Source organism: Enterobacter sp. SA197 (genome assembly GCF_054131575.1).
This window is the reverse complement of the sequence record NZ_CP096393.1, coordinates 4,312,650-4,334,682: the sequence shown is the minus strand read 5'-3', so window position 1 is coordinate 4,334,682 and position 22,033 is coordinate 4,312,650. Positions and strand designations below refer to the sequence as shown.

At 57.2% G+C, this 22,033-nt stretch carries 16 protein-coding genes; 9 read left to right on the top strand and 7 right to left on the bottom strand.

The window, feature by feature from the left end; all coding sequences use genetic code 11:
• Positions 1–528: 528 nt before the first annotated feature.
• The 3 genes from M1D91_RS20220 to lsrR form a co-directional block, all read right to left on the bottom strand.
• Positions 529–2,550: an oxidoreductase gene (locus M1D91_RS20220; RefSeq protein WP_437434264.1), complete on the bottom strand. Its 2,022-nt coding sequence runs from the start codon at positions 2,548–2,550 to the stop codon at positions 529–531.
• A gap of 813 nt (positions 2,551–3,363) precedes the next feature.
• On the bottom strand, positions 3,364–4,956 hold the full coding sequence (gene lsrK / locus M1D91_RS20215; protein ID WP_437434265.1) for an autoinducer-2 kinase: 1,593 nt from the start codon (positions 4,954–4,956) through the stop codon (positions 3,364–3,366).
• Positions 4,957–4,999: 43 nt separating this feature from the next.
• Positions 5,000–5,971, bottom strand: a complete 972-nt coding sequence (gene lsrR / locus M1D91_RS20210) for a transcriptional regulator LsrR (protein ID WP_437434266.1) — start codon at positions 5,969–5,971, stop codon at positions 5,000–5,002.
• A 217-nt stretch (positions 5,972–6,188) separates the two neighbouring features.
• Between lsrR and lsrA the strand changes: the two genes are divergently transcribed.
• Genes lsrA through lsrG form a run of 6 tightly spaced genes read left to right on the top strand, consistent with a single transcriptional unit; the run spans position 6,189 to position 11,906 of the window.
• Positions 6,189–7,679, top strand: a complete 1,491-nt coding sequence (lsrA, locus tag M1D91_RS20205) for an autoinducer 2 ABC transporter ATP-binding protein LsrA (RefSeq protein ID WP_437434267.1) — start codon at positions 6,189–6,191, stop codon at positions 7,677–7,679.
• Complete coding sequence (gene lsrC, locus M1D91_RS20200) at positions 7,676–8,710, top strand: autoinducer 2 ABC transporter permease LsrC (protein WP_437434268.1); 1,035 nt, start codon at positions 7,676–7,678, stop codon at positions 8,708–8,710. The genes lsrA and lsrC overlap by 4 nt, the downstream gene beginning before the upstream one ends.
• A complete protein-coding gene (gene lsrD / locus M1D91_RS20195; protein ID WP_437434269.1) occupies positions 8,711–9,688 on the top strand; it encodes an autoinducer 2 ABC transporter permease LsrD in 978 nt (325 codons plus the stop codon).
• Positions 9,689–9,703: 15 nt separating this feature from the next.
• A complete protein-coding gene (gene lsrB, locus M1D91_RS20190; protein WP_437434270.1) occupies positions 9,704–10,717 on the top strand; it encodes an autoinducer 2 ABC transporter substrate-binding protein LsrB in 1,014 nt (337 codons plus the stop codon).
• Positions 10,718–10,728: 11 nt separating this feature from the next.
• Positions 10,729–11,616, top strand: coding sequence for a 3-hydroxy-5-phosphonooxypentane-2,4-dione thiolase (lsrF, locus tag M1D91_RS20185; RefSeq protein WP_437434279.1), 888 nt, complete (start codon positions 10,729–10,731; stop codon positions 11,614–11,616).
• The gene (gene lsrG, locus M1D91_RS20180) at positions 11,613–11,906 is read left to right on the top strand and encodes a (4S)-4-hydroxy-5-phosphonooxypentane-2,3-dione isomerase (RefSeq protein ID WP_437434271.1); all 294 of its coding nucleotides are present in this window, start codon (positions 11,613–11,615) and stop codon (positions 11,904–11,906) included. The genes lsrF and lsrG overlap by 4 nt, the downstream gene beginning before the upstream one ends.
• Before the next feature lie 376 nt (positions 11,907–12,282).
• Here lsrG and ygjG read toward each other — a convergent pair whose 3' ends face one another.
• The gene (ygjG, locus tag M1D91_RS20175) at positions 12,283–13,662 is read right to left on the bottom strand and encodes a putrescine aminotransferase (RefSeq protein ID WP_437434272.1); all 1,380 of its coding nucleotides are present in this window, start codon (positions 13,660–13,662) and stop codon (positions 12,283–12,285) included.
• A gap of 121 nt (positions 13,663–13,783) precedes the next feature.
• On the bottom strand, positions 13,784–14,095 hold the full coding sequence (locus M1D91_RS20170; protein ID WP_437434273.1) for a hypothetical protein: 312 nt from the start codon (positions 14,093–14,095) through the stop codon (positions 13,784–13,786).
• Between M1D91_RS20170 and M1D91_RS20165 the strand changes: the two genes are divergently transcribed.
• Both M1D91_RS20165 and M1D91_RS20160 read left to right on the top strand, forming a co-directional pair.
• The gene (locus M1D91_RS20165; RefSeq protein WP_437434274.1) at positions 14,094–15,614 is read left to right on the top strand and encodes a methyl-accepting chemotaxis protein; all 1,521 of its coding nucleotides are present in this window, start codon (positions 14,094–14,096) and stop codon (positions 15,612–15,614) included. The two genes, M1D91_RS20170 and M1D91_RS20165, sit on opposite strands and share 2 nt — an antisense overlap.
• A gap of 442 nt (positions 15,615–16,056) precedes the next feature.
• A complete protein-coding gene (locus M1D91_RS20160; RefSeq protein ID WP_437434275.1) occupies positions 16,057–17,619 on the top strand; it encodes a methyl-accepting chemotaxis protein in 1,563 nt (520 codons plus the stop codon).
• Here M1D91_RS20160 and M1D91_RS20155 read toward each other — a convergent pair.
• Complete coding sequence (locus M1D91_RS20155; RefSeq protein ID WP_437434276.1) at positions 17,616–18,176, bottom strand: PadR family transcriptional regulator; 561 nt, start codon at positions 18,174–18,176, stop codon at positions 17,616–17,618. The two genes, M1D91_RS20160 and M1D91_RS20155, sit on opposite strands and share 4 nt — an antisense overlap.
• 236 nt (positions 18,177–18,412) lie before the next feature.
• Here M1D91_RS20155 and M1D91_RS20150 point away from each other — a divergent pair, with 236 nt between their 5' ends.
• Positions 18,413–19,183, top strand: a complete 771-nt coding sequence (locus tag M1D91_RS20150; RefSeq protein ID WP_437434277.1) for a siderophore-interacting protein — start codon at positions 18,413–18,415, stop codon at positions 19,181–19,183.
• Positions 19,184–19,225: 42 nt separating this feature from the next.
• Here M1D91_RS20150 and M1D91_RS20145 read toward each other — a convergent pair whose 3' ends face one another.
• Positions 19,226–20,395, bottom strand: coding sequence for a DNA repair protein (locus M1D91_RS20145; RefSeq protein ID WP_437434278.1), 1,170 nt, complete (start codon positions 20,393–20,395; stop codon positions 19,226–19,228).
• Between the last annotated feature and the right edge of the window lie 1,638 nt (positions 20,396–22,033).

Sequence of the window (22,033 nt, the reverse complement as noted above, 5' to 3'; positions counted from 1 at the left end):
AGTCCCCTCGCCCCTTTGGGGAGAGGGCCAGGGTGAGGGGAACATGCGGCTCTTGTGGTCATTCCGTTCACCTTATGTTCCTTGCTTTTCTGTCACGCCAGAACCCGTGAACGTGCCAGGGTGGTTCACCGCCACCACCCTGGCGACCCGGGCTCCCGGCCAGGAAAATCGCCGCTTCGCGGTCCATGATGCTTATGTCGTCTGACTATCGGGTCGGGGACCAGCCTGCATCCCTGCAGGCTATCCCCTCCGCCCGCTTCCCTGCGGGCGGCCCCGGTCAGCCGTCAACGCCTCATCGATTTTCAGCCGGACCCAGTCATCGCGGTAACGGTTTTATTCTCATTGCGCCGTGATATCGCTGCAAAACGTCATATTACTGGGGATTCCTCAGCCCTAAAGGGGAGAGGGAACCGATCGAGCATGCCGGGGTTTTCTCCCTCTCCCTGAGGGAGAGGGCAGGGGTGAGGGGGAGAAAAGTGCAGCGTAGCTCAAGCTTCCCGCCACTATCCTCTTAAAAAAATATTTAAATCAGATGGTTAGCGCCAGCTTCGTCCCCTGGGCAATCGCCCGACGGGCATCCAGCTCCATCGCCACATCGCACCCGCCAATCAGATGCACCGGTTTTCCGGTGGCGAGCAGCGGTTCGAGCAGTTCCCGGCGCGGCTCCTGGCCTGCGCACAGCACCACATTGTCGACGGCAAAAACCTGCGGCTCGCCGCCAATCAACACGTGCAGACCCGCATCATCGATCTTCTGATAGCTCACCGCCGGGATCATTTTTACCCCTCTTGCGAGGAGCGTCGCCCGGTGGATCCAGCCGGTTGTCTTACCCAGCCCTTCACCCGGTTTTGAGGCTTTACGCTGCAACATCACAATCCGGCGCGGGCTTTTTGGCAGCTGTGGCCCCTCCGGTCGCAACCCTCCCACCTGACTCAGGCTGGTGTCTATTCCCCACTCTACGCAAAACTCGGCAATATTCTGGCTGGTTGGCTCGCCAGGCTGGCTCAGATACATCGCCGTATCGAAACCGATCCCCCCGCAGCCAATAATGGCCACGTTCTCACCCACCGGAACGTTGTCACGCAGTACGTCCAGGTAGCTCAACACCTTCGGATGAGCGATCCCTTCGATCTCCGGCGTGCGTGGGGCAATGCCGCTGGCGAGGATCACCTCCTCAAAGTCAGTCAGCATGGAAGGGAGTACAAATTGATTGAGCCTGAGATCAACGCCGGTTATCTCAATCATGCGCCGGTAATAGCGCAGCGTTTCGTAGAACTCCTCCTTACCGGGGATCTGCTTAGCGATGTTAAATTGCCCGCCGATCCCGGCAGCCGCGTCAAACAGCGTCACGCGGTGTCCGCGCAGCGCGGCATTTACCGCAAAGGCCAGTCCCGCCGGGCCAGCCCCGATCACCGCGAGCTTTTTCATCTGCGTGACAGGGATAACCGGCATTTTAGTTTCGTGGCAGGCGCGTGGGTTCACCAGGCAGGAGGTGATTTTGCCGACGAAGATCTGATCAAGGCAGGCCTGGTTACAACCGATGCAGGTGTTGATCTCATCCGCTCGCCCGCTTTGTGCTTTAGAGAGGATCTCCGCATCGGCCAGGAACGGGCGTGCCATAGACACCATATCCGCATCACCGCGTGCCAGCAGATCCTCCGCCACCTGCGGATCGTTAATGCGGTTGGTGGTGATAAGCGGCACCTTCACTTTGCCTTTGAGCTTGCGGGTCACCCAGCTGAAGGCCGCCCGCGGCACGGCGGTAGCGATGGTGGGAACACGCGCTTCATGCCAGCCAATGCCGGTATTGATGAGGGTAGCACCAGCGGTTTCGATGGCGTTGGCCAGTTGCACGGTCTCTTCAAAGACGCCACCCCCTTCCACCAGGTCCAGCATCGACAGGCGGTAAATAATAATAAAATGCGCACCCACCCGTTCGCGTACCGCCCGTACCACCTCTATGGCAAAGCGCATACGACGGGCATAATCGCCGCCCCATTCGTCTTCCCGGTGGTTAGTGCGTGCGGCGAGGAATTCATTAATCAGGTAGCCCTCGGATCCCATCACTTCCACACCGTCATAACCCGCTAACTGCGCCAGTTCAGCACAACGGGCAAAATCGTTAATGAGGGCCAGGATCTCATCATGAGTCAGCTCATGGGGGGTAAAGCGGTTAATCGGTGCCTGAATGGCCGACGGGGCCACCAGCGCAGGCTGGTAGCTGTAGCGTCCGGTGTGCAAAATTTGCAGTGCGATTTTGCCCCCCTCCTGATGCACCGCATCGGTAATCAGTCGGTGATGAGGAAGCTGATTTTCGTCGTTGAGTACCGCGCCGCCCTGCATAGTAACGCCGGAAAGAGACGGGGCCACGCCACCGGTGACAATGAGAGCCACACCGTGGCGCGCGCGCTCGGCATAAAAGGCCGCCAGCCGTTTTGCACCGTCCGGGTGTTCTTCCAGTCCGGTGTGCATCGACCCCATTAACACGCGGTTTTTTAGGGTGGTGAACCCCAGCTCAAGCGGGGAAAATAGCGACGGGTAATGGCTCATAAGGCTTCCAATGTAAAATTATTGTTATGTGGTCGGATGAGTTGTAATTTAGCTGGTGCAGAGGAAAGTGGAAAACGGGAATGTGGTGATTGTGATGCGATTCAAAGAATGGTGCGGCCTGGTCCCCTCACCCTAACCCTCTCCCCAAAGGGGCGAGGGGACTGTTAAGTGCGGCCTGCTACCCTCACCCTGGCCCTTTGCCACGGGGGGAGGGGACTCATTCTCCCTCTGCCACGGGGTGAGGGGACTGTTAAGTGCGGCCTGATACCCTCACCCTGGCCCTTTGCCACGGGGGGAGGGGACTCATTCTCCCTCTGCCACGGGGTGAGGGAACGGTTAAGTGCGGCCTGATACCCTCACCCTGGCCCTCTGCCACGGGGAGAGGGAACGGTTAAGTGCGGCCTGATGCCCTCACCCTGGCCCTCTGCCACGGGGGGAGGGAACGGTTAAGTGCGGCCTGATGCCCTCACCCTGGCCCTTTGCCACGGGGAGAGGGAACGGTTAAGTGCGGCCTGATGCCCTCACCCTGGCCCTCTGCCACGGGGTGAGGGGACTGTTAAGTGCGGCCTGATGCCCTCACCCTGGCCCTCTGCCACGGGGAGAGGGAACTGTTAAGTGCGGCCTGATGCCCTCACCCTGGCCCTCTGCCACAGGGGGAGGGAACTGTTAAGTGCGGCCTGATGGCCTCACCCTGGCCCTCTGCCACGGGGAGAGGGAACGGTTAAGTGCGGCCTGATGCCCTCACCCTGGCCCTCTGCCACGGGGGGAGGGGACTGATCGAGCGAACCGGCGGCTCTCTTTTCTCCCTCTCCCTCAGGGAGAGGGTCGGGGTGAGGGGGAACGTATCAGCCCCGGCGCCTGCCACATCGAGGTCGTCAGGCCGCTGTCTACCAGACCAAGCTGATCGGCGTAGACCGCCTGCCATTTTTGCATCATGCCGTCATAAAGCTCCCGGTGTGCTGGGTTAGGCGTAAACTCCCGGTTCCATTTCACCAGCCTTTCGCCGGTTGCTGCCATATCGTCATACAACCCGGCACCGACGCCGGCTGCAATTGCACAGCCCAGCGCTGTCGCCTCTTTTACCTCGGGCACACGTACCGGCAGCCCGGTCACGTCACTGAGGATCTGGCTCCACAGCGCCCCTTTTGCGCCGCCACCGGCAAACACCAGGCTGTCGAAAGTCACCCCTGAGAAGCGCGAGATCTGCGCCAGATTGCAGGCGGAAACAATGGCGGCATTCTCCTCCAGCGCACGGAACAGCGTCGCTTTGTTGCACTTTTCCGGGTCGATGGAGAGGTTAATAAACGACGGCGCCGCGTGATACCACTGCTTGAAGTGCATCGCGTCCGAGAAAATTGGCATCACGCCGTGCGAGCCTGCGGGCACGCGACCTGCCATCTCTTCAAGCAGGGAGTAGGCATCCATCCCCATCCGCTCGGCAATCAGTTTTTCTTCCGCACAAAAGGCGTCGCGAAACCAGCGCATGGTCAGGCCGGTAAAGAAGCTGATGGACTCGGCCTGCGCCATGCCTGGAATCACATGCGGATTCACGCGAATGTTCATCTCAGGATCAGTACGCACCTGCGGCAGGTTGACCACCTGTTGCCAGAAGGTGCCGCCCAGCACCGCCGTTTGTCCCGCTCGCACCACACCCAGTCCCAGGCAGCCCAACTGCACATCGCCGCCGCCCATCACCACAGGGGTGCCTTCACGCAGGCCGCTCTCCTGTGCTGCTTGTTGAGTGACCTCGCCCAGCACGCTGCCGGTCTCTTTCACCGGCGAGAGCATATCCGCGCGCAGCCCGGCCATATCCAGCAGGGAGGGTCGCCAGTCGCGGGTAAAGAGATCGAGCATACCGGTAGTGCCTGCGTTGGAAGGATCGACCGCCAGCCAGCCGGAGAGCCGGGCGGCAAGCCAGTCGCTTATCATGGTTATCGTTGCGGCGTTGCGGTAAATGTCAGGACGATGATGGGCCAGCCACAGCAGGCGGGGCATGGCGCTCAGTGCCAGGGTCTGACCGGAAACGGCATAGACTTCCGCTTCAAACTGGTCGTCATGGATCTCTTTAAGCTCGGCGACTTCGCGACTTGCGCGGGCATCCACGTTCGCGCAGGCCCAGATAGCCTCACCGTTGCGATCGTAAAGCACGATCCCCTCGCGCATGGAGCAGCAGGCGACAGATTTAATGTCAGCACCGCCGAGCCCGGCGCCGGTCAGCGCCTGTCGAATGCACTGGCAGGCCAGCTGCCAGTTAGTATCGAGGTCAAATTCCATTGAGCCGGGGACATTTTCCACGCTGAGGTGTTTCCATTCCGCCTGGCCGACGGCGATTTGCCGCCCGGATAAGTCGAAGATCACTGCACGAATGCTGCCTGTCCCTGCATCTAACGCTAAAAGGTAACTCATGGGCTTGCCTCGCTGTTGTCCACGCGGCAAGGCCAGAGGCGCATTATTGCGCCAGCGCCAGAACCGCGCGTGCTGTCGTCTCTTCCGTCACCAGGCCGTTAATACGGCAACCTTTGAGTGCGGCATAAATCGCGTCTGCTTTTTCCGTCCCTCCGGCGACGCCTACGATGGTGGGCAGTTGCGCCAGCTCATCAAGGGTCACGCCGAGCAGTTCCCGGTGGATCTCCAGACCTTCCACCCGCTCGCCGTTGGCCTGCAGGAAGTAGCCAAGGATGTCGCCAACTGCTCCTTTACGGGCAAACATCAACTGTTCGCCTTCGCTGATATAGCCGGATCGCAAAATAGTGGCATCGCGCTTTTGATTCACCGACCCGATACCGACCACCGCAACATCTGCGGCTGTCGCCGCCAGGATCACATCCCGCACGCTGGATTCCTTTTTCAGGATCTCTGCGACTTCCGGGGATGACACCCGTAGCGGCGCGGGGATCATGCTGATGCTACAGGCCGCATCCAGCTGGCCAATGCCGGTCATATAGGGGCCAACGCCACCGGATAGGGTCACAAGGCGGATCTGTTGCGAGCCGATAAAGCCGCTCAGGTGCTGAATGCAGCTCATCGTCGCCTCGCCAAACCCCACCGCCAGCAGCTGGCCCGGTTCCAGCACCCCCATCAGGGTCTGCGCCGCGCCCACGCCCAGACGGGTGTTCATCGGCGGCGTGTTAAGCGCTGGCAGCACACGGGCTACCCGCAAACCAAAGACCCGTTGCAGCTCTGTCTCCAGCGACAGGCAGCCCTCATAGCGGGAGTTTATCTGTACCCGGATAACCCCTGACTGACGTCCTTTCTCCAGCAGACGGGAGATCTTCAGGCGTGGCAGGCCAAGCCGCTCACCAATATCGTTTTGCGTCAGGCCATCGTGGTAATAGCACCAGGCCACGCGCGCCACCAGTTCTTCTTCTGCCAGCGCCAGCCCGGCAAAACGTCCCTCTTCCAGTGCTTTTTTTTCGCTCATAGATGAACTCTTATAAAAATTTAGATCATATGTTCGTACTTGCTGGCGGTGAAAATGTGAGCCGCCCGGCAAAACCGATCTTTTGCTGAAGCCCTTGGATTTGTGATGATCCAAATGCATAAAAGTGTGATCACTGCACGGTTGTAAATATAGTTCACCGTCTACGCTTTTGAACATTATTGAATCAAAAAATCATTTGTTCAATAGCGGAGCGAGCATGAATCCACTGATTGACGCACGGGGCATCAGTAAGCAGTTCTCAGGCGTAAGCGTCCTGAAAGCCATTGATTTCACCCTTTGTTCAGGCCAGGTGCACGCGCTGATGGGCGGTAACGGTGCCGGTAAATCCACACTGATGAAAATCATCGCCGGGGTGGAAACCCCTGACAGCGGCGAACTTTTTATTTGCGGCAGGGCGTTTACGCGCCTGAAGCCGAATCAGGCACATCAGCTTGGCATCTACCTGGTGCCACAGGAGCCGATGCTGTTTCCGAACCTGACCGTGCGGGAGAACATTCTGTTTCGCCTGCCGCGTAATAGCGCCCAGGAGGCGCTGCTTGCGGAAAAACTGCAACAGCTTAACTGCCAGCTTAATCTGCAGGCCGCCGCCAGCACTCTGGAAGTGGCGGATCAACAGATGGTGGAGATCCTGCGTGGACTGATGCGCGACGCGAAAATCCTGATCCTCGACGAGCCAACGGCTTCGCTCACCCCTGGCGAAACCGAGCGTCTGTTCCGCCAGATTCGGGCACTACAGGAACTGGGGGTCGGCATTGTCTTTATTTCCCATAAACTGCCGGAAATCCGCGCCCTCGCCAGCCATGTTTCGGTCATGCGTGACGGTGCCGTTGTGCTCAGCGCTGCCATCGGGGAGCTGGATGACAATGCGTTGATTAGTGCCATGACGCCCGTCAGCCGCGAGCGGGGCCTGAGCGACACGCAAAAACTGTGGCTGTCGCTGCCGGGCAACCGTCGTACCCAGCCGCAGGATTTTCCGGTATTGCGCGTTGAAGAGCTGACCGGCGAGGGCTTTATCGATTTAAGCCTTGAGATCCACGCCGGGGAGATCGTCGGCCTGGCGGGTCTGGTCGGTTCCGGGCGCACCGAGTTTGCCGAAACCCTGTATGGCCTGCGCCCGGTGCGCGCGGGGCGTATCTGGCTGGAAAACCGTGTTATTAACGCCGATCCGATTCGGGCAAGGCTGGATCGCGGTCTGGTTTATCTGCCGGAGGATCGCCAGGTCTCCGGGCTGTTTCTGGACGCGCCGGTGCGCTGGAACACGGTTACGCTCAACGAACCTTCTTTGTGGCAGCAGCGTAAGCGTGAAGCGGCAGTGGTGGAACGTTATCACCGGGCGCTCGGCATCAAACTTAACAATGCAGATCAGATCGTGCGCACCCTGTCCGGCGGCAATCAGCAGAAAGTGCTGCTGGCGCGCTGCATGGAGGCCAACCCGCTGCTGTTGATCGTCGATGAACCAACGCGCGGCGTGGACGTGGCGGCAAGGGCGGATATCTACCAGCTTATCAAAAGCGTGGCGGCGCAAAACGTGGCGGTACTGATGATCTCAAGCGATCTCGATGAGTTCCCAGGCCTTGCAGACAGGGTGCTGGTGATGCATCAGGGGCGGCTCAGCGGTGAGCTTTCACGCCATGCGGTCAGTGTGGATCGGATGATGACGCTGGCATTTGGCGGAGGGCACGCATGAAAACCTTACTCAAAAACCGCGAGCTGAGCGCCTTTCTGGCGATCCTCGCGCTCTTTATTGTGCTGGTGGCGCTTAACCCTGCGTTCTTCAGCCTGCAAACCGTCGGCATGATCTTCGCCAGCAGTCAGATCCTGATGCTGTTGGCTCTCGGTGCGGCGCTGGTGATGCTGACCCGCAATATTGATGTTTCGGTCGGATCGACGGTGGGCCTGTGTGCCATTGCCGTCGGGGTCGCGCTCAATAGCGGCTATAGCCTGCCGGTGGCGATCCTCTTTTCGCTGGCGATCGGTGCGCTGGCAGGCGCTTTCAACGGCCTGCTGGTGGTGGGGCTTAAGATCCCGGCGATCGTGGCAACCCTCGGCACGCTTGGGCTCTATCGCGGTGCCATGCTGCTCTGGACAGAAGGTAAATGGATAGAAGGACTGCCCGCCAGTCTCAAGGCACTGTCAGCAGCGGGCGTGACCGGCGTGTCGCCGCTCGGATGGCTGGTGCTGATGCTTTTGGGCGCAGGAACCTGGGTGCTCGCGCGCACGGCGTTTGGCCGCGACTTTTATGCCGTGGGGGATAACCTTGCCGCCGCGCGCCAGTTGGGGGTAGCGGTGAACCGTACCCGTATGACCGCGTTTACCTTAAACGGCGTGCTGGCGGCGTGTGCCGGAATAGTGTTTGCCTCGCAGATTGGTTTTGTGCCGAACCAGACCGGCAGCGGCCTTGAGATGAAGGCCATTGCCGCCTGCGTGCTCGGCGGGATTTCTCTACTGGGCGGTACGGGCACGCTGGTTGGTGCGTTTCTCGGTGCCTTCTTCCTCACTCAAATCGACACCGTGCTGGTGCTGTTCAGGCTACCGGCCTGGTGGAACGACTTTATTGCAGGCCTGGTGCTGCTGGGTGTGCTGGTACTCGATGGCCGCCTGCGCCAGGCGCTGGCTCGTCATCAGCGTGCGCTGAAGTACAGCCGTTTTATGCCCGGTAATAAGAGGGGTAAAAACGTTGCCCGCTTTCCGAAACGTAAAAACAAAGAGGTGGCGTAAATGAAGCTCAACTGGGAAAGCGCGCTGCTGCTGATACTGGTGCTGGAGATCCTCTTCTTTGGTGCGCTCAATCCGCGCATGCTGGACGTCAATATGCTGCTGTTCAGCACCAGCGACTTTATCTGCATTGGCATTGTGGCCCTGCCGTTGACGCTCGTTATCATCAGCGGCGGCATTGATATTTCGCTCGGCTCGACCATCGGCCTGTGCGCCATCGCGCTGGGGGTGATGATGCAGGCGGGATGGCCCATGAGTCTCGCTATTGTGCTCACCTTGCTGCTCGGAGTGATGTGTGGCGTGGTGAACGCCGCGTTGATTCATTACACCGGCATTAGCCCGCTGGTGATTACCCTCGGCACGCTCTATCTCTACGGCGGCGGGGCGCTGCTCCTCTCCGGCATGGCGGGGGCAACCGGTTATGAAGGCATCAGCGGTTTTCCCGACAGCTTCACCGCTTTTGCCAACCTGACGGTGCTGGGGTTACCCATCCCGCTGGTGCTGTTTGCGGCGATCACCTTCTGTTTCTGGCTGCTGACCCACCGGGGGCGCTTTGGTCGCCACCTCTTTTTACTCGGACAAAACCCACGTGCGGCGCGCTATGCCGCCCTCCCGGTCAATGGCATGCCCTATGCGCTCTATGGCCTGGTGGGGCTGGCATCGGCCATTGCTGCCGTGGTGCTGGTCTCCTATTTCGGTTCGGCGCGTTCGGATCTTGGACGTGATTTATTAATGCCCGCGCTTACCGCCGCAGTTCTGGGCGGCGCCAATATTTATGGCGGCTCGGGTTCGGTGTTGGGTACTGCGCTGGCAGCGTTGCTGGTGGGGTACTTACAGCAGGGGTTACAGATGGTCGGCATCCCCAACCAGGTGTCGAGCGCGTTGTCGGGTGCGCTATTAGTGGTGGTGGTGATGGGGCGTTCGCTAAGCCTGCACAGGGAGTGGCTACGTATGGCATGGCGTCGGGTTCTAACGCGTTAATAAGCGGAGTTCAACATGAAGATGAAACTGATAGTACAACTGAGCGCGCTGGCGCTGGCTGGCAGCGTCATAGCGGCGCAGGCAGCGGATCGCATCGCCTTTATTCCTAAGCTGGTCGGCGTGGGTTTCTTTACCAGCGGCGGCAACGGCGCGAAAGAGGCAGGTAAAGATCTGGGGGTCGACGTAACCTACGACGGACCGACGGAGCCGAGCGTCTCCGGCCAGGTACAGCTCATCAATAACTTCGTGAACCAGGGCTACAAGGCGATTATCGTCTCGGCGGTCTCCCCGGATGGCCTCTGCCCGGCGCTGAAGCGCGCAATGCAGCGCGGGGTGAAAATTCTGACCTGGGACTCTGACACCAAGCCCGAGTGCCGCAGCATTTATATCAACCAGGGCACCCCGGAACAACTGGGCGGCCTGCTGGTGGAAATGGCAGGCAAGCAGGTAACCAAACCCAATGCCAAAGTCGCCTTCTTCTATTCAAGCCCGACCGTCACTGACCAGAACCAGTGGGTGAAAGAGGCGAAAGCCAAAATCGAGAAGGATCATCCGCAGTGGCAAATCGTCACCACCCAGTTTGGCTATAACGATGCGACAAAATCGCTGCAAACCGCTGAGGGGATCTTAAAAGCCTACCCGGATCTGGATGCTGTCATCGCCCCGGATGCCAACGCCCTGCCAGCGGCAGCGCAGGCGGCGGAAAACCTCAAACGTGAAGGGGTGGCGATTGTCGGCTTCAGTACGCCGAACGTGATGCGCCCGTATGTCGAGCGCGGCACGGTGAAAGCCTTTGGTCTGTGGGACGTGGTGCAGCAGGGCAAAATTTCGGTAAACGTGGCGGAACATCTGCTGAAAAAGGGCGATTTGAACGTGGGTGACAGCATTGAGGTGAAAGATATCGGCACGCTGAAAGTAGAGCCTAACAGCGTCCAGGGCTATCAGTATGAAGCCAAAGGCAATGGCATTGTGCTGCTGCCGGAGCGCGTGGTGTTCACCAAAGAGAATATCGGTAAATACGACTTCTGACGGGGGAAATGATGGCGGATTTAGATGACATTAAAGATGGCAAAGATTTTGGCCTGGACAGGCCGCAAAAGAACGTGCCTTTTGCGCTGAAAGGCTGCGGGGCGCTGGACTGGGGTATGCAGTCGCGTCTTGCCAGGATCTTTAACCCTAAAAGTAACCGCACGGTGATGTTGGCCTTTGACCACGGCTATTTCCAGGGGCCAACCACCGGGCTTGAACGTATTGACCTCTCCATTGCGCCCCTGTTTGGCGAGACGGATGTGTTGATGTGTACCCGTGGCGTGCTCAGAAGCCAGGTGCCGCCTGCCACCAATAAACCGGTGGTATTGCGGGCCTCAGGCGGCAACTCAATTCTGACCGAGCTGTCGAATGAGTGCGTGGCGGTGGCGATGGAGGATGCCCTGCGCCTGAACGTATGTGCGGTGGCAGCCCAGGTCTATATCGGCAGCGAGCATGAGCACCAGTCAATCAATAACATCATCAAACTGGTGGATGCCGGTAATCGCTATGGCGTGCCGACCCTGGCAGTGACGGGGGTGGGCAAAGAGATGACGCGGGATGCGCGCTATTTTTCACTCGCCAGCCGCATTGCTGCCGAGATGGGCGCACAGTTCGTCAAAACCTATTTTGTGGAAGAGGGGTTTGAAAAAGTGACCGCCAGCTGCCCGGTGCCGATTGTGATTGCCGGAGGTAAAAAGCTGCCGGAGCTTGAGGCGTTAGAGATGTGTTTTCGCGCCATCGACCAGGGGGCGTCCGGCGTGGACATGGGGCGGAATATCTTCCAGTCCAGTGCGCCGCTTGCCATGCTAAAAGCGGTGAAGAAGGTAGTACATGAGAATATGAGCGCCCGTGAGGCCTGGCAGTTCTGGCAGGAAGAGAAACAGGGAGAAGAGAAATGAACGTAACTATGGTGGAGATCAACATCAAGCCCGACAAGATCGATGAGTTTCTTACGGTGTTTCGTGCCAACCACGAGGGCGCAATTCAGGAGCCGGGAAACCTGCGTTTTGATGTGTTGCAGGATAGCGACGTCAAAACCCGGTTTTTTATCTACGAGGCCTATAAGGATGAGGCGGCGGTGCTGGCGCATAAGAAGACGCCGCACTACCTTGCCTGCGTGGAAAAGCTGGAGGAACTGATGTCGGAACCGCGTAAGAAGCGAACGTTTGTGGGGCTGATGCCGGAGTAGTGGGTGTGGTGCGGGTTGTTCCCCTCACCCTGACCCTCTCCCCAAAGGGGCGAGGGAACCGATCGAGCGTGCTGGAAGGTGAGCGTACGATCTGCGTTTTCTCTGCCTCAAAAGGGCAAGGGAGCGACTGAGCGTGCTGGAAGGTGAGCGTGCGATCTGTGTTTTCACTGCCTCAAAAGGGCAAGGGAGCGACTGAGCTGGCTGGAAGGCGGGCGTGCGATCTGTGTTTACACTGCTTCAAAAGGGCGGGGAGCGACTGAGCTGGCTGGAAGGTGAGCGCAGCCTGCGCCCGAATGGAGAGAAAAAGGTCAGTACGGGCTGGGGCCTTGATTTTCACCCTCTCCCTTTTAGGGAGAGGGCAGGGGTGAGGGTTGATTTACGCTTCTTCTACCGCCACGCGCATCGCCGCAAGTGCCGTGCGCGCTGCTTTGAGTACCTGTTCACACTGCTCAATGGTCAGCGTTAAAGGAGGCTCAATACGGATGGTTTTTGCGTTGTTAAGCGTCCCGGCAACCAGCACGCGCTGGCGGAACATTTCGCTTGCAAAGGTGTAGCCGATTTCGTTATCCACAAACTCAATCGCCATCAGCATGCCTTTGCCCCGTGCATCCTGCACCAGGTCCGGGTATTCACGTGCCAGCAGGCGGAAACCGTCCAGCAGCATGTCGCCTTTCTGTTCGGCCTGGGCCGGTAAGTTCTCTTCCAGCAGCACGTTAATGGTCGCAAGCGCAGCCGCACAGGCCAGCGGGTTGCCGCCAAAGGTCGTGGTGTGCAGGAAAGGATTGTCGAACAGCACGGAGAATACCTCTTCGGTGGCGATAGTCGCCCCAATGGGCATTACGCCGCCGCCAAGTGCTTTGGCAAGGCATAGTATGTCCGGCTGAACATTCTCATGCTCGCAGGCAAACATTCTCCCGGTGCGGCCCATGCCGGTCTGCACCTCGTCAAAAATCAGCAGCGCGCCAAACTCATCACACAGCTTACGCACGGCGGGCAGATAGCCCTGCGGTGGCAGGATCACGCCCCCTTCGCCCTGAATCGGCTCCAGGATCACCGCCGCAACATCATCACCGGTTTTGTGGCATTCGCTAAGCTGCATGCGCATGGCATCAATGTCGCCAAACGGCACGTGACGAAAGCCCGGTAGCAGCGGCATAAAGGGCTTGCGGAAAGTGGATTTCGCCGTGGCAGAGAGCGCGCCTAAGGATTTCCCGTGGAATGCGCCACTGGTGGCAATAAAGGTGAATTTACCGCGCGGTGACTGGTAAGCCTTAGCCAGTTTTAAGGCGGCCTCAACCGACTCGGTGCCACTGTTGCTAAAGAAGCTGTATTTCAGTTTACCGGGGGCGAGTGCGGCCAGTGTTTTTGCCAGCATTGCCCTTAACGGGTCGAGAAGTTCCTGGCTGTGCAGGGGCTGTTTTGCGAGTTGGTTCTGTACGGCGGATACAACGACTGGATTACGGTGCCCCACATTGAAGATGCCAAATCCACCCAGGCAATCTAAAAACTCCTGCCCCTGAGTGTCGACAAGCGTATTCAGACTTCCCGCCTGCCATTCTACGGCTCCGTAATCCCCGCCAGCGGTGACAGATTTCCGATACTCAAGAAAACCCGGATTCACATGCTCTTTGAAATACTCTCTGACCTCTCGGTTCAGCTCCTTCATCTCGTCCTGATCAAGCGTTCGCTTCTCGATGAGATTCAGTGCGTGAGCGCTGCACGCTAATGCCGATGCGCTGGAAGGTAACCTGTTCAAAATAAGCTCCTGGGCGGGGCGTATCACATGATACTGAGTAAAGTATTGCAGGGATTGCGCCACATCGAAGCCGCAACCTGAAATCAGGATAAACGCCAGGCGGAAGCTGAATTATGCGAAATTAGATCCCAAAAAAACCACCCAGGCGCAGGGCAAATAGATGAAAAAGTAAACAGCTTGTTAGTGAATAGCTGCATTTTTGCGCCAAAACAGTGCATTTATTGCTCCGAAATGGCGCAGGATTGATGAGATATGGTGGGTGATTTCGAAGGGTGACTATATAAATCAGTGGGTTATATGACATACAAAAAATGCGGTTTTGTGTCGTTTTGCGATCTAAATCAAATTTAACAACTAAAGATAAATTGGTTAGCGCCGAAATAACATTCGCCTGCAATTTAACAGTTAAATAACCTGCATAGGACGCTAACATGGCTTCTCCTCCAATTGTCACGCAACGGGAGTACACCCTTGACGATGACACCACTCTGATGTCGACAACCGACCTGCAAAGCTACATCACCCACGCTAATGATACCTTCTCCCAGGTCAGCGGTTTCACTCTGCCGGAACTGATTGGCCAGCCGCATAATCTTGTGCGCCACCCTGATATGCCTAAAGCGGCTTTTGCAGACATGTGGTTCACCTTAAAGCAGGGCGAACCCTGGAGTGGGATTGTAAAAAACCGTCGCAAGAATGGTGACCACTACTGGGTACGCGCCAATGCCGCGCCGATGGTGCGCAATGGCAAGGTGACGGGATACATGTCGATTCGTACCCGTGCGACCCCTGAAGAGATTGCCGCCGTGACGCCGCTTTACAAGGCGCTACAGCAGGGGCGGGCGAAAAAACGGATCCATAAAGGCCTGGTGGTAAGCCGTGGCTGGTGGGGGCGGTTGCCTTCGTTACCGCTGCGCTGGCGGGCGAGAAGCGTTGTGACGCTTATGTGGCTTGTCGAGATGGCAGGGCTGTGGGCGATGAACAGTGGTGTTGCGCCCATGCTGCTGAGTACTCTGGTGATGCTGGCGGGATGCGCATGTTATGAGTGGCAGATTGTGCGGCCGGTTGAAGGCGTCGCTCGCCAGGCGCTAAGCGTGGCAACAGGTGAGCAAAACAGCGTAGCGCACCTTAACCGTAGCGATGAGCTGGGGCTGACGCTGCGTGCGGTGGGTCAGCTGGGGTTAATGTGCCGCTGGCTGATTAATGATGTTTCCAGCCAGGTCAGCAATGTACGTAATGGTAGTGAGACCCTGGCGAAAGGCAATGATGCGCTGAATGAACGCACCCGCCAGACCGTCGTCAACGTGCAACAAACCGTAGCCACCATGAGCCAGATGGCGGCCTCGGTGCAGAACAATTCAGAGACGGCCTCAGCCGCAAACAAGCTTTCCAGCGCGGCCAGCGACGCAGCCACGCAGGGCGGTGATGCCATGGAAACCGTGGTGAAGACGATGGATGAGATTGCCGACAGTACCCAGCGCATCGGCTCGATAACCACACTGATTAATGATATTGCCTTCCAGACCAATATTCTGGCGCTCAATGCGGCGGTTGAAGCGGCGAGAGCGGGGGAGCAGGGTAAAGGCTTTGCGGTAGTGGCAGGGGAGGTACGCCATCTGGCAAGCCGCAGTGCCAGCGCCGCCAATGACATCCGTAAGCTGATTGATGCCAGCGCCAGTAAAGTGCAGTCGGGCTACGATCAGGTTCATGCGGCAGGGCGCACGATGGATGATATTGTTACGCAGGTGCAAAATGTCACCTCTCTTATCGGCCAGATCAGCCACTCTACATCCGAACAGGCGCAGGGGCTGACGGAGTTAACCCGTGCGGTGGCGGAACTGGAAGCTATCACCCAGAAAAACGCGGGTCTGGTTGAGGAGAGTGCCAGCGTATCGGCAATGGTGAAGCATCGCGCTGGCCGTTTGCAGGATGCCGTCTCGGTCTTGCATTAATCGCTTTATTCCCCTTTCACCACCGTCGGAAGGGGAAAATAACCTTACGATTTCCATTGATTTAAATTGATTTTATTTTGTAAGTTAATTCCGCTTTAATTGTTGCAATTATATTAAATACCGATCAATTTCTCGCCAGTTAATATCCCTGCTATTAATAGTTTTAATTATTAATTAAATAAAGTTAAGCGATAATAATATTTGTTGCGCAACTTTGCTGTCGGAGAATATAACGATCAATAGCACTAAATTGATCGTTTGTAACTATCAGAATAATAAATGCTAAAATAAAAAAACGATCAAACTCATAAAGTTACTTCCAACGTTACCGATAACCAGCAATGGAGACGATATTTTAATCAGCTCCATTGCATCTCTGCATCTAACGCCTTGTGTGGGCGTGCTTTTTTATTAGTACTATAATCAGATACATGGGGAATATATGTTTTTACATGATGTAAAAATTGGCACCAAATTATTTTTGGCGTTCGGATTCTTTATCGTCTTAATGATAGCCAGTTCTTGTCTTTCGCTTTTCAGCCTGAATCGCGCAAATAACGGAATGCAAAATATTGTTCACCGCGATTATCCGACCACGGTGAAAGCGAATCAGCTTATCGATCAGTTTCAGACCTTTGTCAGCACCCAACAGATGATGCTACTGGATACTGATGGAAAATGGCGTGACGCATCCCAGAAGCAGCTTAATGATATTAGCGCCCGCATTACTCTCCTCCTCGAAGACCTCAGCAAAAACCTGCCCGATCAGGAATCACAGAACATTCTTGCGGGGATCAAAGAGGTCCGCCAGCAATACCTTAATTCCCGTTTCCGCATTCTTGAGGCCATTAAAAATAACGATCGGGCCGCGGCCGTCAACGAAATGATGACCAATATGGTGCCTATCCAGAAAGCCTACAAAGAGAACGTCCTCTCTTTGATTGCGATTCAGGATGCGCACATGCGTGCGGCGGGCGTGCAGGTAAACGGAGATTTCACCACTAACCGCTTACTGCTGATACTGCTGGCGGTGTTCAGCATCGGCATTGGCAGCCTGATGGGCTGGTATATCATGCGAATGATCACCCGTCCGCTGGGGGAAGCCGTTGCGTTTGCTGGTGCCATTGCCGGTGGCGATCTGACAGGCTCTATTCACTCCCACTCTCGTGATGAGACTGGCGTACTGCTGCGTTCACTGATGGAGATGAAGATCAAACTGGTGGATATCGTGCAGGAAGTGCAGTTTGGTTCGCAGAATATCTCCAGCGCGGCGGCACAGATTGTTGCCGGTAATCAGGATCTGGCCGCGCGCACCGAAGAGCAAGCAAGTTCTGTTGAACAAACGGCCTCATCAATGGAACAGATTACCGCGACGGTGAAAAACACCGCCGAGCATACCCACGAGGCGACCACCCTCTCTGCGGATGCCGCCACCGTGGTGAAAAATAATGGTGAGATGATGAGGCAGGTTACCGAAAAAATGCGGGTGATCAATGAGACCTCTAACCGGATGTCCGACATCATCAACCTGATCGATGCCATTGCTTTCCAGACCAACATCCTGGCGCTCAACGCGGCGGTGGAAGCAGCGCGAGCCGGTGAACATGGGCGTGGCTTTGCCGTGGTGGCCGGGGAAGTGCGCCAGCTGGCGCAGAAAAGTGCTTCATCGGCAAACGATATTCGTCAGCTGATTGAGAGCTCCACCAGCCAGACCCGTGAAGGGATGGCGCTGGTCGAAAAAGCGGGTAACCTCATCAATGGCATGGTGAGTAACGTTCAGGAGATGAATGTCATCCTGCGTGAAATTGGTCAGGCGAGCCGCGAGCAGACGGACGGTATCTCGCAGATTAACAGCGCCATTGGTCTGATAGACTCCACTACGCAGCAAAACTCCAGCCTGGTGGAAGAGTCCGTTGCGGCAGCGGCCTCCCTGAATGAGCAGGCGGAACATCTGCTGGGTCTCGTACAGGTCTTCCGCCTCAGTAACGGTGGGCAGCCAGCCTAATCCAGTTGTGAAATCTCCAGCGCCGCGCGGTCGATAACGCCAACAATCTGTTTGAGCTGCGCGGCACTGATATCTTCCTGATTAACCTTCAGATTCAGTACGGCTTTGAAATTCTCCAGCGCCCGTTTCATCTGCGGATCCTTGCGTAGCTGGCAGCCCACACTGCGGGCTTTGATGCGCGCCTGAATATGCTCCAGATGCGCTTTGTTCTCCTCCATCCAGGCCTGGCCCTGCTCCGTGATGGCAATTTTCCTGCGCCCGCTATCTTCGTCGCTAATCGAAATCAACTGCTGATCCTGTAACAGATCGAGCGTCGGGTAAATCACGCCCGGACTTGGGGTGTAATTGCCCTGGGTCAGGGTTTCAATCTCTTTGATCAGTTCGTAACCGTGGCTGGCGTTGCGGGTGAGAATGTCGAGGATCACCAGCCGCAGTTCACCGTGGCCGAAGAAGCGCTGACGACGTCCGCTACCGCCACCGCGTCCGTGGCGATGTTCGCCGTGTTCGTGTTCCGCATCGTGATGATTACAGCCTGGGGCTGAATGAGAGTGTCGCATGGTTGCCTCCTGTAATTTGATATATCTAATTTATATCTAAATTTTTAAAACAGGCAATGGCAAAGATGGTGTTTTTTATATTATATTGTTTTTATTGATATTTTATTTGCATTTTGGCATCCCGTGCGCTTTTGCTTCTGGCTATCTAAAAAAGATCTTGTCTTCTTGTTAAACAACAATCATTATCATTTAATCTGAATTTAGATATATCGTATTACATTTCACGAAGGCCGATTATGACTATCCAACACCATCGTTATCCAGAGCGTGTGCGTAATGAGCTGCGTTTTCGCGAGCTGACCGTACTGCGCGTCGAGCGTATCAGCGCGGGTTTCCAGCGCATTGTCCTGGGCGGCGAAGCGCTTGAAGGCTTCACTTCAGGTGGGTTTGACGACCACAGCAAAATATTTTTTCCGCAGCCTGGCACGCCCTTTACCCCGCCGCAGGTGACGGATGAGGGCATTGTCTGGGGCGAGGGGCCGCGTCCGGCATCACGCGATTACACGCCGCTGTACGATGCACGTCAGCATGAACTGGCATTTGATTTCTTTATCCATGAGGGCGGTGTAGCAAGCGGCTGGGCGATGACGGCGCAAGCGGGTGATTCGCTGACCATCGGAGGCCCGCGCGGTTCGCTGGTGGTGCCGGAAGATTATGCCTGGCAATTTTATGTGTGTGATGAGTCCGGGATGCCGGCGCTGCGCCGCCGCCTGGAAGCGCTGGATAAACTGGCGGTACGCCCGGAAGTGAAGGCTGTGGTGACCATCGCCGAGGCGTCTTACAAGGATTATCTGGCCCACCTGAGTCATTACAACATTGAGTGGGTGACAGGTCATGGTTCGAACGTGGCCGCGGAGAAGCTGGCAGCGGCAGTGGTGCCGGAGAGGGAATATTTCCTCTGGCTGACCGGTGAAGGCACGGTGGTGAAGTCACTGCTGGATTTAGCAGTGAGCAAAAACCTCGACCAGAATCTGCTGCGCGGCCAGGCGTACTGGCACAAGAAATAAAGGAAAGGTGCCCGGTAGCGCATTACCTGCCGGGCGTTGCGGTTACGCGACCTCTTCGTACTCGGCGTCGTTCACCTGCTGTTCAAGCGTCTGACGAATCTCTCCCAGCGCCTTCTCCTGCTGGCGGAAGTAGCTCTCCTGGTCGGTAAGCGTTGAAACCAGTTGCCAGGACTCCTCTTTTTCAAGGGTATTGAGCTCTTCAATAAGGCCGGCAATATGCTGTTTGACCTCAATGATGCGTTGACGCAGGCGCTGCAAATCATTCAGACGATCGCTTGCCATTAACGGCTCCAGCCCTTTTTGTAAGCGGGTAAGGAGGGATCGGATGGCGGCCAGATCGCCACGCTGACGGGCCTGATTCAGCTCCACCATCATGCCATGCGCTTCGTCTTTGAAGCCCTCGTCCACCAGATCCGGGTGGCACAGTTTGCTGGCCTGGCGCCACAGGCGTTTCAGCTCTGAGCGTTCATCTGGCGACATTTTTTGCTCAAAGCCAAAGCGTTTTTCTGCATCGTGCTGCTGCTCCTGATACTCCTCATACTCCTGACGTGCGTCATCGCGTGCCTGGCGGGCAGGTTCGTCTTCGCGTGTGAGGCCCTGCTCCAGTTCCTGCGCTTCTGCCAGCAGAGCGCTGATTAACGCGTTTTGCTGCTGGAGATGTTTTCGGGCTTCGGCAGCCTGCGCGGATTGCGGCGGGAAACTCTGCCAGCGACGCGTGAGCGTGACCAGCACCTCTACCGCTTGCGCCAGGTACTGCTGGCAGCGAAGGTAGTCGTCTTCGCGCTGGCGGGCCTCCGCCTCCTGTCGGCGCAGGGTCGCCTCGGCCAGGATCTTACGCAGACGCAGGATTTGTGACATTAGCGGCCCGAGACGCGTGAGGTAAAGGTCGTTGAAATCATCCAGTAGCTGAATGCGCGCATTGCGTTTATCGATAAGCTCGCGAAGCTGTTCTTCCAGTGCCTTTAGCTCCAGCTTGCTGGCTGCGACCTGAGGATCCTGCCACTGTACTACCGAGCGCTGATTTTGCAGCCAGTGCGTGATGGCGCGCAGGGCGTCGCTGTAGTTTTTCTCCTCAAGCGCCCATACGATGTACGCCAGTTCACCGTCCGTCGCTTCGGTTTTTAACAGCGGAAGCTGGCTGAGGATGATGCCGTCATCTTCCAGTTCTATCGCGTATTTAATGATCTCAAGCCGTTTGATGGGTCTGTTCATGGCGTTTCGCTAAGGCGCTTAAGTGATTCAGTTAATGGTAGTTGTGATTTGTAAATCTGAAATACGCTCATCGTCGTAGCTGCGTAAAAAGTTATCTGCGAGCGCGGGCAGATTAGCATGTGCCAGTGAGCGCGGGTATGGTTGAAATCATAATACAGGCGACAGGTTACAGTGCGTTAGTATTCGTGAAAGAAATACGTTAAGGGGGCTGTTTGCCTCATGGGCCACCGGGCACGCTTTTCTCCCTCGTACCTTTGGGGAGAGGGTCGGGTGAGGGGGAACAGTGGGTGACTGGCTGGAAGGGTTCCGTTCATCTCACATGCTAAACCGGGCACGCCTTTCCCCCTCGCCCCTTTGGGGAGAGGGTCGGGGTGAGGGGAAGAGCGTGCGGCTGGCTCAAAGGGTTCTGCTTACCTCCGGTGGAATCGTTCCGTTCACCTCATGTGCCGCGCTTCCATGAAACACCTTCACCCGTGAACGTGTTAAGGGCGTTCTCCGCCACGCCCTTAACAATCCCGGCTCCCGGCACGAAAACTGCCGCTTCGCGGTGACCCTCCGCTTATTTCTCCGGGCTGTCCGGGACCGGGCGCGATGCAGCGTCCCTGCAACGCGCGCCCTCGCCGCGCCTCCCTGCGCGTCGCCCCGGCCCTGCGAAAACGCGTCGGCAGTTTCCAGCCGGACTCCCCACACCTTACCCACCGCGCGGTTTTTGGCTTTTAACAGCAAAGGCTTTTTATCTGAAACTCCTGGCGTGCAACGGGGGGGGCGGCCCCGCGAAAACGCGTCGGTACTTTTCAGCCGGACCCGCCACACCTGGCTATTTTCACTGTCTGTAAGTCATTAAAGCGATGCGGTGTCTGTTGAAACGCAGTGACATGCAGCGGGGGCTTACGGTCCGGCTGAAAATCGGTGAGGCGTTGACGACGGGCCGGGACCGCCCGCAGGGACGCGGGCGGAGGGGATAGCCTGCAGGGATGCAGGCTGGTCCCCGACCCGACAGCACGGCGGCATAAGACGAACGGACCGCGCAGCGGCGATTTTCCTCGCCGGGAGCCTGGGTGGCAAGGGAGGCGGCGGCGAGCCTCCCTTGCACGTTCACGGGTGCGGTGGCTTCAGAGGGAGAATGCACTCAGGGTGAACGGAACCATTCCACGTAGCCTGCATGGGACGAGTCCATGTAACCTGAATAATCCCTTTCGCATCCGTGCGGAATTCTCCCCTCACCCTGACCCTCTCCCCAGAGGGGCGAGGGGACCGTCCGTGCCCACATACAATTCCCCCTCACCCTGACCCTCTCCCCAGAGGGGCGAGGGGACCGTCCGTGCCCACATACAATTCCCCCTCACCCTGACCCTCTCCCCAGAGGGGCGAGGGGACCGTCCGTGCCCACATACAATTCCCCCTCACCCTGACCCTCTCCCCGAAGGGGCGAGGGGACCGTCCGTGCCCGCGTACAATTCCCCTCACCCTGACCCTCTCCCCGAAGGGGCGAGGGAATGGTTCGTGCCCACATACAATTCCCCCTCACCCTGACCCTCTGCCCGTAGGGGCGAGGGGAGCGTCCGTACTCGCTCACACTCTCCCTTTTTTGCTCATAACATATTCACCACGTGAAGTGATTTACCTCTCATATTTCCA